General features: G+C 62.0%; 9 protein-coding genes. 8 read left to right on the forward strand and 1 reads right to left on the reverse strand.

Annotation, left to right across the window (positions count from 1 at the left end; genetic code table 11):
* From ilvB to U9R81_RS00820, 8 genes are all read left to right on the forward strand, one after another.
* Window positions 1-1,572 (forward strand): biosynthetic-type acetolactate synthase large subunit (gene ilvB / locus U9R81_RS00785; RefSeq protein ID WP_322493643.1); only part of this gene is annotated, 1,572 nt, incomplete at its 5' end.
* A gap of 36 nt (window positions 1,573-1,608) precedes the next feature.
* Entirely contained in the window at window positions 1,609-2,148 is a 540-nt protein-coding gene (gene ilvN, locus U9R81_RS00790; protein WP_322493644.1) for an acetolactate synthase small subunit, read from the forward strand.
* A 99-nt stretch (window positions 2,149-2,247) separates the two neighbouring features.
* The gene (gene ilvC, locus U9R81_RS00795) at window positions 2,248-3,270 is read left to right on the forward strand and encodes a ketol-acid reductoisomerase (RefSeq protein ID WP_322493645.1); all 1,023 of its coding nucleotides are present in this window, start codon (window positions 2,248-2,250) and stop codon (window positions 3,268-3,270) included.
* 245 nt (window positions 3,271-3,515) lie between these two features.
* A complete protein-coding gene (locus U9R81_RS00800; RefSeq protein ID WP_322493646.1) occupies window positions 3,516-5,222 on the forward strand; it encodes a 2-isopropylmalate synthase in 1,707 nt (568 codons plus the stop codon).
* 236 nt (window positions 5,223-5,458) lie between these two features.
* A complete protein-coding gene (pheA, locus tag U9R81_RS00805; RefSeq protein WP_322493647.1) occupies window positions 5,459-6,334 on the forward strand; it encodes a prephenate dehydratase in 876 nt (291 codons plus the stop codon).
* Entirely contained in the window at window positions 6,331-7,755 is a 1,425-nt protein-coding gene (gene leuC / locus U9R81_RS00810) for a 3-isopropylmalate dehydratase large subunit (protein WP_322493648.1), read from the forward strand. Before pheA ends, leuC begins: the two co-directional genes overlap by 4 nt.
* A gap of 37 nt (window positions 7,756-7,792) precedes the next feature.
* Complete coding sequence (gene leuD / locus U9R81_RS00815; RefSeq protein WP_322493649.1) at window positions 7,793-8,401, forward strand: 3-isopropylmalate dehydratase small subunit; 609 nt, start codon at window positions 7,793-7,795, stop codon at window positions 8,399-8,401.
* A 119-nt stretch (window positions 8,402-8,520) separates the two neighbouring features.
* On the forward strand, window positions 8,521-10,893 hold the full coding sequence (locus tag U9R81_RS00820) for a LamG-like jellyroll fold domain-containing protein (protein ID WP_322493650.1): 2,373 nt from the start codon (window positions 8,521-8,523) through the stop codon (window positions 10,891-10,893).
* A 117-nt stretch (window positions 10,894-11,010) separates the two neighbouring features.
* Here the strand turns inward: U9R81_RS00820 and U9R81_RS00825 are convergent, their stop codons facing one another.
* Complete coding sequence (locus U9R81_RS00825) at window positions 11,011-11,355, reverse strand: hypothetical protein (protein WP_322493658.1); 345 nt, start codon at window positions 11,353-11,355, stop codon at window positions 11,011-11,013.
* Window positions 11,356-11,377 lie beyond the last annotated feature (22 nt).

The following is an 11,377-nucleotide window of genomic DNA, read 5'->3' on the forward strand; positions in this document are numbered from 1 at the left end:
CACGCCGCCGAAGGCTACGCCCGCGCCACCGGCAGGCTCGGCGTTTGTATCGGCACCAGCGGCCCCGGCGCGACCAACCTCGTCACCCCGATTGCCGATGCGATGATGGATAGCACGCCGTTGCTGGCGATTACCGGCCAAGTCGGCAGCCACGTGCTCGGCAAAGATGCCTTCCAAGAGACCGATATCACCGGCATTACCATGCCGATCACCAAGCACAACTATTTGGTGAAGAATGTTGATGAGCTGCCTTACGTCTTCAAAGAGGCGATCCACATCGCCACCACTGGCCGGCCCGGCCCGGTGCTGATCGACATCACCAAAGATGCGATGCAGAAGACGACCGTGCCTAATTGGGATATCAAGCTCAACCTGCCCGGTTACAAGCCGACGTATCAGGGCAACCGCCGCCAGATCCGCGAAGCGATCAAGCTGTTGATCAGCGCCAAGAAGCCGTTGATTATCGCCGGCCACGGGATCATCATGGCTGGCGCCCACCGCGAGCTGCAAGAGTTCGCCGAGCGGCTGCGCATTCCGGTGATTACCACCTTGCACGGCATTGGCGCGATCCCCGAAAATCACCCGCTCGCGATCGGCATGGCCGGGATGCACGGCTGGGTGCATGTCAACCGCGCCATTCAAGAGTGCGATGTGCTGTTCAACATCGGTGGCCGCTTTGACGACCGCGTGACCGGTAAGGCCAGCACCTTCGCCCCCAACGCCCGGATTATCCACGTTGACATTGATCCCTCAGAAATTGGCAAGAATGTGCGGGTGGATGTGCCGATCGTCGGCGATGCCCGGCTAGTGTTGCAGGCGCTGCTCGAAGACTTGCCGCCGCCCAGCGAGCTGGCCGAGTTGCACACCCACGCTTCCGATTGGATGGAGCACATTCGCGAGATGCAGGATAAGCATCAGGGCAAGCAGCAGTACAAGAACCGGGCCGCGATGGCCAATATGTTGCTGCCGCCGCACGATGTCTACGAGGCGCTCAGCCGCACCCTCAACGCGCGCGGCAACTATCGCGTCGTTACCGACGTTGGCCAGCATCAGATGTGGGCGGCCCAGTTGATCGACTGGAACCACGGCCCGCGCACCCATATCACCTCCGGCGGTGCCGGCACGATGGGGTTCGCGGTGCCGGCGGCGATGGGGGTGGCGATTGCCTACCCGAACGAAACAGTGTGGGCGATCGTCGGCGATGGCGGCTTCCAGATGACCAACCAAGAGATGGCGACAATCATGCAAGAGGGTCTGAAGAATGTAAAGGTAGCGGTGATCAACAACGGCTACCTCGGCATGGTGCGCCAGTGGCAAGAGCTGTTCGAGCACAAGCGCTACAGCGGCACCCCGCTCTCTGGCCCCAATTTCGCCAAGCTGGCCGAAGCCTACGGTTGGAAGGGGATCACGGTTGAGCGCAGCGAAGATGTGCAAGCCGCGATCGACGAAGCGCATGCCACCGATGGTCCGGTGCTGATCGACTTCCGCGTCGAGCGTGAGGTCAACGTCTTCCCGATGGTGCCGCAGAACAAGTCGATTGGCGAGATGATCCTCTCGGAGTCGCAGGCGTAAGGGCGTAATCACTAGTTCTCTGAAGGAGTCGCAACTATGAAGAAGCATACGATCGTCGCCCTCTTGCAAGATCGGCCCGGCGTGCTGAGCCGCGTGATCGGGTTGATCCGCCGCCGCGGCTATAATATCGAGAGTCTGGCCGTTGGCCATAGCGAAACCCCCGGCGTGAGCCGGCTGACCATTGTGGTGGAATCAGAGCATGTTGAGCAGGTCGTCAAGCAGCTCTACCGCTTGATCGAGGTGTTGAAGGTGAGCGATGTCACCGACGACCCGACGGTCGAACGCGAGATGACGATGATTAAGCTGCATGCGCCGCCGGCGGTTCGCCACGAGATCATCTCGATGTGCAGCGTGTTTGGCGCGCGGATCGTTGATGTTGGCTCGAACACGATGATTATCGAGATGACCGGCACCCCCGGCAAGGTCGAGAATTTCATTGAGGTGGTGCGCCCCTACGGTATTAAAGAGATGATGCGCACCGGTCGCATTGCTATGGTACGCGGCGCGCGCGGCCACCATGCCGGCGAGTATGTTGAGCCGGCCACCAACGGCGTAGCTGTACCGGCGCTTAACTAACTGTGGATCCTCTGAGACGCCCACTGCGGGCGTCTCAGTGGTTCTTAGCTACCGCGCGCGGCGGATGATCGCCGCATAAGTGTGAGGAATGACACAAACATGGCAGAGCTGTACTACGACAATCAGGCCGATCTCAACCGCTTGAAGAACAAGCCGATCGCAATTATCGGTTTCGGCAGCCAAGGCCACGCCCACGCCCGCAACCTTGCCGATAGTGGCCTCGATGTGCGGGTTGGCCTGTACCCTAGCTCGAAGAGCTGGAGCAAGGTTGAAGCAGCAGGATTGAAGGTTATGACTGTCGCCGAAGCGGCCCGCGAAGCGCAGATTGTCATGATTTTGACCCCTGATATTGGGCAAGCCGAACTGTACCGCGAGCACATCGCGCCGGCGATGGAACCGGGCAAGACGCTGATGTTCGCCCACGGCTTTAACATCCGCTTTGGCCAAATCGTGCCGCCCGCAGGGATCGACGTGAGCATGGTCGCGCCCAAAGCTCCTGGCCACCGCGTGCGCGAGATCTTTGTGCAGGGCGGCGGTGTACCGGCGCTGATTGCGGTTGAGCAAGACGCGACCGGCGGCGCGTTTGAGGATGCGCTGGCCTACGCCAAGGGCCTCGGCTGCACCCGCGCCGGCGTGTTGCGCACCACCTTCGCCGAAGAGACCGAGACCGACCTGTTCGGCGAGCAGGTGGTGCTCTGCGGCGGCGTCAGCGCGCTGGTCAAAGCCGCCTTCGAGACGCTGGTCGAGGCTGGCTACCAGCCGGAAGTGGCCTACTTCGAGTGTATGCACGAGCTGAAGCTGATCGTTGACCTGTTCTATCAGGGTGGTCTCAACTACATGCGCTACTCGGTGAGCGATACCGCGGAGTGGGGTGATTACACCGCCGGTCCCAAGATCATCACCGATCAGACCCGCGCAGCGATGCGCCAGATTCTGGCCGACATTCAGAGCGGCGCCTTCGCCGAGGACTGGATCGACGAGAATCACAATGGCCGGCCCCGCTTCAACGCCTATCGCCAAGCCGACATCAACCACCCGATCGAGCAGATTGGCCGTGAATTGCGCCGCATGATGCCCTTCGTCAACCCACGCGAAGTTAAGCCGGGCGAGGGCGGGGCGTAAATCGTTAGCGGCAAGGCAATGCCTTGTCCCCGCATGAGCGGATTGCACCTGCACAAGCTATACACGAACCTATGGCATTGCGAGCCGGGTAGGGGCATCGCGTGGCGATGCCCCGCCCGGCAAAGCAATCCCCCGCGCGCACGGGAGCGGTGCGCTCAGGCACCCATCCCGCCACAGCGGGAGATTGCTTCGGGGCTGCGCCCCTCGCAAGGACATTAACCAACAATACATATCAGGAGGCACCAATGACCAACACCACCGAACCGAGTGTAGATTACGTCCGTATTTTCGACACGACCCTGCGCGATGGCGAGCAGGCCCCCGGCTGCACCATGACGTTGGAAGAGAAGCTGGAGGTCGCTCGCCAATTAGCGCGCCTGAAAGTGGACATTATCGAGGCCGGCTTCCCCGCCGCGTCGCCCGGCGACTGGGCCGCGGTGCATGAGATTGCCCGCGAAATTGGCACACCCGATGGCCCGATTATCGCGGCGCTGGCTCGCGCTAACCGCGACGATATTGACAAGGCGTGGAGCGCGATCCAGCCTGCGGCGAAGAAGCGCATCCATACATTTATGTCAACTTCCGACATCCACCTCGAATACCAGTTCCGCAAGACGCGGGCTGAGGCGCTGCAACTCATCCATGAGATGGTGAGCTATGCCCGCTCGCTGTGCGAGGATGTCGAGTTTTCGCCGATGGATGCCGGGCGCACCGATCCGCTCTTCCTGCGCGAAGCGGTGGCGGTGGCGGTGGCCGCCGGCGCAACCACGCTCAATATCCCTGATACGGTTGGCTATCTCACTCCCGACGAGTACGGCGCGATGATCCGCGATCTGCGCGAGAATGTGCCGGGGATTGAGAACTGCATCCTCTCGACCCATTGCCACGACGATCTGGGGATGGCGGTGGCCAATTCGCTGGCGGGTGTGCGGGCCGGCGCGCGGCAGGTGGAGTGTACGATTAACGGGATCGGCGAACGGGCCGGTAATGCTTCGCTCGAAGAGGTGGTGATGGCGCTGCACACGCGCCAGCAGTATTACGGCTTGCGCACCCGGATCGCGACGCGCGAGATCGCCCGCACGTCGCGGCTGGTGAGCAGCTTTATCGGCGTGCCGGTGCCGCCTAACAAGGCCATCGTCGGCGCTAACGCCTTCGCCCACGAGTCGGGCATTCACCAAGACGGCGTGTTGAAGTATCGCCAGACCTACGAAATCATGAGCGCCGAGACGGTCGGTCTTGACAGCAATACGCTGGTGCTGGGCAAGCATTCGGGCCGCCACGCCTTCCGCAAGTATCTCGAAGAGAAGGGCTATACGCTGAACGATGATGAGTTCCAGCACGTGTTCACCCGTTTCAAGGATTTGTGCGATCGCAAGAAGAAAGTGGACGATCGCGATATCGAGGCCTTGATCGCGGGTGAGATGCAGCATACGCCAGAGTTGTACAAGCTCGATCACGTGCAATATGCTTCGGGTGTGGGCATGATCCCGACCGCTACTGTGCGCCTGATCGGCCCCGATGGCCAAACCAAGATCGATAGCGCGCAGGGCACCGGCCCGGTTGATGCGGTCTATCAGGCGATTAACCGGATCATTCAGCGCCCGAACGAGCTGATCGAGTTCTCGATCAACGCGATCACCGAAGGCTTGGATGCGGTCGCCGAGGTGACGGTGCGCATTCGCGAGCAGGGTGCGCCGGTCCGCCTGAACGAGAGCAGCAGCACCGCAACCAGCCTGACCGGTCGCCGGCAAGCGCAGCAGATCTTCAGTGGCTACGGCGTCCATACCGACACCATTGTCGCCGCGGCCCAAGCGTATATGGCGGCGTTGAACAAGATGCTGGCCGCCCGCCAAGAGCGGATTAAGGCCGAGGCGATGGCCTATTCCGCCGGGTATAGCGGCGAAGCCGGTACGCTGCCGGTGGACATTTTCGGCGGGAGCACGTTGGGATAGGGCTTAAGGGCGGACAGAAACGATGAGCGCAGATTTGGTTGAAGGCTTTGCGATGCGCCGTTTCGCCTTCACCCCCAGCCCCTCTCCCACTGGCGTGGGAGAGGGGAGCGCAGCGTTAAGTGTTGAGGCATCGCACAACGATCAACCGTTGTACTCGATCACATATTCTGTCCGCCCCTCAAGGGATGAGGATGTGGGGGTGACGGATGCGTCACCCCCACAGGATAACGAGCGCAATGGATACGATTGCTTATCTTGGCCCGCCGGGCACCTTTAGCGAAGAAGCGGCGCTGGCTTATGCAGCCGGACGCGATGCACGCTTGCTGCCGCTGGCCAGCATTCCGGCGGTGGTGACGGCGATCGAAACTGAAGCAGCGACCGCCGGCGTGTTGCCGATCGAGAATCTGTTGGAGGGCAGCGTGAGCTACACGCTTGACCTGCTCATCCACGAAACCAACTTGCAGATCGCCGGCGAGATTGTGGTGCCGATCCGCCAGTATTTGCTGGCGCGGCCCGGCTTGCAACTGGGCGACATCAAGGTGCTCTATGCCCACCCGCAGTCGCTGGCCCAATGCCGGCGCTTTGTCGAACGCTGCTTGCCCGGCGTGGCGACGGTCGCCTCGCTGAGCAACTCAGCCGCTCCTGCCGAGGCATTGGCCGACGAGCGACCGGCGGCGGCGATCGGTACCTTGCGCGCCGCCGAGCTGGTCGGGGCTAGCATTTTGGCCCGCGAGATCGCCGATAGCCCGCACAATGTCACCCGCTTCATTGTGCTGGCCCGCGAAGACTCGCCACCTACCGGTGATGACAAGACCAGCTTCTGTTTTGGGTTTACCCGCGAAGACCGGCCCGGCAGTCTGGTCGGCGCATTGCAAGAATTGGCGGCAGAAAACATCAATATGACCAAACTCGAGTCGCGCCCGACTCGTGCTATCTTAGGGCAATACATCTTTTTAGTGGACATTAACGGCCATCGCCGCGACCCGCACGTTGCCCGCGCCCTTGAGCGCATCCGCCAGCATACCGGGATGCTGAAAATCTTCGGCAGCTACCCACGCTGGCAAGGCGCAAACGGCAACCATTACCCATCGCGGCAAGGAGAGGAGAGATGAGCAAACCGCGCACCCTGTTTGAAAAGGTCTGGGACGCGCATCTGGTGCGGCCAGAGACGCCGGAGACGCCGGCAGTGCTCTACATTGACCTGCATTTGATCCACGAAGTGACGTCGCCACAGGCGTTCACCGAATTACGCCAGCGCGGCTTGCGCGTGCGCCGGCCCGACAAGACGCTGGGAACAATGGATCACAGCACGCCAACCACGCCGCGCAACCATCTCGGCATTATTCCGGTGATTGACCCGATGGCGATCAGCCAACTTGAGCAATTGCGCAAAAACTGCGCCGAGTTCGGCATTCCGTTGTTTGAGTTGGGTGATGAGAATCAGGGTATTGTGCATGTGATCGGGCCAGAGCAGGGGTTGACCCAGCCGGGGATGACGATCGTGTGCGGCGATAGCCACACCAGCACCCACGGCGCGTTCGGCGCGCTGGCCTTTGGCATCGGCACCTCGGAAGTCGGCCACGTGCTGGCGACCCAGTGCCTCTTGCAGCGCAAGCCCAAGACCTGCGCCGTGCGGATTGATGGCCGGCTTGGACCCGGCGTGACGGCCAAGGACATTATTCTGGCGCTGATCGCCAAATACGGCGTCGGCGGCGGCACCGGCTATGTCTTTGAGTATATGGGGGAAGCGATCCGGGCACTCTCGATGGAAGAGCGGATGACGATCTGCAATATGAGCATCGAAGGCGGGGCGCGGGCTGGGATGGTTGCGCCCGATGACACCACCTTTGAGTACATTGCTGGCCGGCCATTCGCGCCCAAAGGGGCCGATTTCGAGTCCGCCGTGGCGCGCTGGCGCACTTTGCCCACCGACGAGGGAGCGGTCTTCGACCACGAATTGACCCTCTCAGCCAGCGAGCTGAAGCCGATGATCACTTACGGCACCAACCCCGGCATGGGCATTCCCATCGACGCGCCAGTGCCGCGCCCGGAAGATATGCCCGACGCGCGCAGCCGGGCCGCGCTCGATAAGGCGCTGGCCTATATGGGTCTAGAACCGGGCAAGCCGCTGTTGGGCCATCCGGTGGATGTGGTGTTTATTGGTTCATGCACCAACTCGCGGCTCTCTGATCTACGCCAAGCGGCCCAATTCTTCCGCGGGCGCAAGGTGGCGCCGGGGGTGCGAGTGATGGTTGTGCCCGGCTCGCAGCAAGTCAAGCGAGCCGCCGAAGCGGAAGGTCTCGATCGTATCTTCAAAGAGGCAGGGGCCGAGTGGCGCGAAGCCGGCTGCAGTGCCTGCTTGGGGATGAACGACGATAAGGTGCCGCCGGGCAAGTATGCGGTCAGCACCTCGAACCGCAACTTCGAGGGCCGGCAAGGACCGGGAGCGCGCACCATGCTCGCCAGCCCATTGACCGCCGCTGCCACCGCCGTGACCGGCGTCGTCACCGACCCGCGCACGCTGATGAATTAGTAAGGGCAATGCGATGCATGGCCCTATGGAGAACCGTATGGAACCTATCTCAACCATCACCGGCAAAGCGGTCGTCTTGCCGGTTGAGAATATCGATACCGACCAGATCATCCCGGCGCGCTTCCTCAAAGTCACCGACAAGAGCGGGTTGGCCGCCGGTCTGTTCGAGGCGTGGCGCTATCTGCCCGATGGTGCGTCCAATCCCGACTTCCCGCTCAACCGGCCCGAAGCGGCAGGCGCGACGATCCTGATCAGCGGGCGCAACTTCGGCTGCGGCAGCTCGCGCGAGCATGCACCGTGGGCTTTGCAAGACTACGGCTTCCGCGCTGTCATTGCGCCTTCGTTTGCCGACATCTTTCGCAGCAATGCGCTCAAGATCGGTTTGCTGCCGGTGACGATCGAGCAGGCGATCTACGACGAGCTGGTAGCCATGTACGCCAACGACCCGCAGATGGCGCTCTCGATCGATCTGGCGGCGCAGACAGTCACGCTGCCCGATGGTCGGCAGGTGAGCTTCCCGATCGATGCGTTTAGCAAATACTGCCTGCTGCACGGGGTTGACCAGCTCGGCTTCTTGCTCAACCAAGCGGAAGCCATCGCCGCTTACGAAGCGAGCCATCCGCAACCGGTGAAGACCACCGGTTGATGGACGGGCCAACTACGCATAATCGCTACGTTTAATATGCAACCAACCGGCGCTGCATGCGTTATTATAGGTAAGAGCAGCAGCGCCGGGCTGATTCTGCGCATCGCACCAATCATCCCATGCATCGACTTGCCCGCTGGTTCTTGATTCTCTGTCTCATTTTCTCGGCAACCCCGTTGCACGCGCAACCGGCGGGCGGATGGAATGTGGCTGAGTTTCTCGCCAAGCAACCTGGCCCATTGAAAGACCTCCGCATTGACGGGCGCAGCGCGGCCCAGATTATCGAAGAGCAGAGCAACTACTACGGGGTTAGCCCCTTCTTGACCCTTGCCCTGCTCGAAGCGACCGCTAGTCTGCTTAGCAATCCCACCCCACCGGACGCAGCGATCGCCCAACCCTTCGGCACGCACGGGCCGGTTGGTTTTGCCGCGCAGATCGAGTGGGCAAACCGCGAACTGCGCGCCGGGTTGGGGCCATACCAACAACCGCCAACCATCCGGCTGCGCGACGGCTTGACGCTGACCCTCTCGCTCGACGAACCGGCGGAATGGATTGCGATCAAGCGCTTTTTGGCGCAAGGACGTGATTCGGCTGAGTGGTTAGCGGCCATCAAAGCGACGCGCGCAGCCTTGCGCAGCTACTTCGATGGCCAACTCGCGCCGCCGGCCACGGTCGCGGCGGATGCCACCGGCTGGCTGCGCGCGCCGTGGCCATTGGGCACGCGGGTCACGCATCTTGCCTACTTCGACCACATGTACCCGATGGTCGATCTCGGCGGCGACGGCAACAGCGAGATGATCGACTATCTGGGCCGGCGCAATGTGCAATACAACAGCCACGACGGCCACGATTACGTCTTTCCCGATGCACCCTTCGCCACCCCCATCCTCGCCGCCGCCGCCGGCACCGCCTATGCCTTCAACGAATCGCGCGGGTTGGGCGTGGTCATCGTCCATCCCAACGGCTACGAGACGGTGTATTGGCATCTTGGTGCGCTTGATCCGATCTTCTCCAACGGCAATGGCGTGCGCGTCACCGCCGGCCAGCGGATTGGTGTCAGCGGCGCCAGCGGCGTGAGCGGCACGCCACACCTGCACTTCGAGGTACGGCGTTGGGAAGGCGGCATTCGCAAACAGATCGATCCGTATGGCTGGTACGGCCCCGGCCCTGACCCATGCCCGGCGTATGCTGGCTGCGCGGCCAGCACGTGGCTCTGGCACCCTGATTTGATTGGGATGTACGATTTTACACCTCCCGACTACACGCCGCCGCCGAGCGATACCACACCGCCGGCCGGGACGATGCGGGTCGCGCCGCCAGCTGATCTGCTGCTAGCTGTCACCTTCGACGGCCACCCGCTACAAACCGTCGGGCAGGGGTTGCCGCAGATCAACGGCACGCCAAGCTTTGGGCCGGGCCGGTTCGGGCAAGCGGTGCGCAGCGACCGGGCTGAAATCGCCTTCCCCACCACCGGCAACCTCGATCTCGAACGCGGCACGATCAGTCTGTGGGTCGAGATACCGGCCAGCTACCCAACCAACAGCCTCAACCGCCATTACCTCTTCGCCGCCAGCGCCGAACCGGAAGGCGCGCCGGTCTACACCGGCACCCTAGCCCTGCGTCGCGACCGGCTCGGCCCCGACGACAGCGCGCAATGGACATTCTGGACGGTCAGGGATGCCAGCAGCGGTGAAGATTTGCTCAGTGCGCCGGACACTTTGGCGGCGGGATGGCATCACTTCGCCGTGAGCTGGGACGCAACCAGCGGCACGAAGGCGCTGTACATTGACGGCGCCTTGGTCGCTGAACGCAGCAACGCCGTCTTGCCGATCATCACCGGCGCGCACCTGCACCTTGGCCGCTTCAGCAGCGGCGGCGGCGCCGGAGTGCGGTTCGACGAACTCGCCATCTTTGCGCGCGTCCTGACCATTGCCGAGATCGCCGTACTCGCGACAACGCCGCCACTAACGCTAGAACCGATCGCCGTGACCGAGCGCGCCATCCGCATCGACACCAACGCGCTGGATGACAACGGCGGAATCGCAGCGGTCATCCTCGGCATCGACGGCGAGCTGAGCGACCCAATGCCCTACTACGACAGCTACCGCTGGAGCCTGCCGGCGATCGAAGGCGAGCATGTCGTCGAAGTGCGTTACCTCGACCGGGCCGGTAACACGACGATTGTCTCACAAACGGCAGACCTCAACCTGCCGCCACGAGTAGAACTGAAAACTGAATGGATGGAGGATGCGGCGGTACGGCTCACCATTAACGCCACCGATCGCGACCTACCAATCGAGATGCAATTCAGCGCCACACCGGACTTTGCTGACGCACCGTGGCTGCCGTTATTGCCGGAAGTGCGCTGGCGGTGGGATGAAACGGCACTCCCGCGCTTGTTTATGCGCTTCCGTGATGCCGCTGGATTGATGAGCGAGCCGATTGAGATTGGGAGGCGGTATCAGGTATTTGTGCCAGTGGTGGGGAGGTAACGCACTGACTAAACGAGCAAGCCCATCTGCAATGATATCCGCTTAGCATGCACAAATTTGGCAATGTTCGCCCCCTCTCTCGTGTGGTGAGAGAAGGGACGATTCTCCCAATACCTTCTATCTCCCCCGCCACCACGCCAACGCTAGCCCGCCAATCAGGTGCAAGACCAAAACACTCATAAAGTAGACAGGATGCGGACCAACCGTTTGGCGAGCAGCTTCGGGAGCAAGGATCATCTCGATGCGGGCCGCGACAAAGGGGGTAAAGAAGTAGAGCGCGCCGCAGCAGGCTGCCGCCAACCGCCATTCATCGCGCCGCGAGGCCATCCAACCGAGAAAGACGGCAAGCGGCGTGGCGAAAATCGCCAGCGCCAGCCAGCGCAAAACCTCAGGGTTGCGGGTATCGCCGACGGTATAGTAAGCGGCAGCGGCAATCGCCCACCCGATGAGCGTCGCAATCACGATCAACAAAAGGGTTCGGCTA

Origin of the sequence: Chloroflexus sp., assembly GCF_034435895.1 — a bacterium.
Classification (GTDB): Bacteria; Chloroflexota; Chloroflexia; order Chloroflexales; family Chloroflexaceae; genus Chloroflexus.

Coding starts and splice junctions, on each gene's coding strand:
- ilvN (WP_322493644.1), top strand. CDS start 1,609: ATGAAGAAGCATACGATCGTCGCCCTCTTGCAAGATCGGCCCGGCGTG.
- ilvC (WP_322493645.1), top strand. CDS start 2,248: ATGGCAGAGCTGTACTACGACAATCAGGCCGATCTCAACCGCTTGAAG.
- U9R81_RS00800 (WP_322493646.1), top strand. CDS start 3,516: ATGACCAACACCACCGAACCGAGTGTAGATTACGTCCGTATTTTCGAC.
- pheA (WP_322493647.1), top strand. CDS start 5,459: ATGGATACGATTGCTTATCTTGGCCCGCCGGGCACCTTTAGCGAAGAA.
- leuC (WP_322493648.1), top strand. CDS start 6,331: ATGAGCAAACCGCGCACCCTGTTTGAAAAGGTCTGGGACGCGCATCTG.
- leuD (WP_322493649.1), top strand. CDS start 7,793: ATGGAACCTATCTCAACCATCACCGGCAAAGCGGTCGTCTTGCCGGTT.
- U9R81_RS00820 (WP_322493650.1), top strand. CDS start 8,521: ATGCATCGACTTGCCCGCTGGTTCTTGATTCTCTGTCTCATTTTCTCG.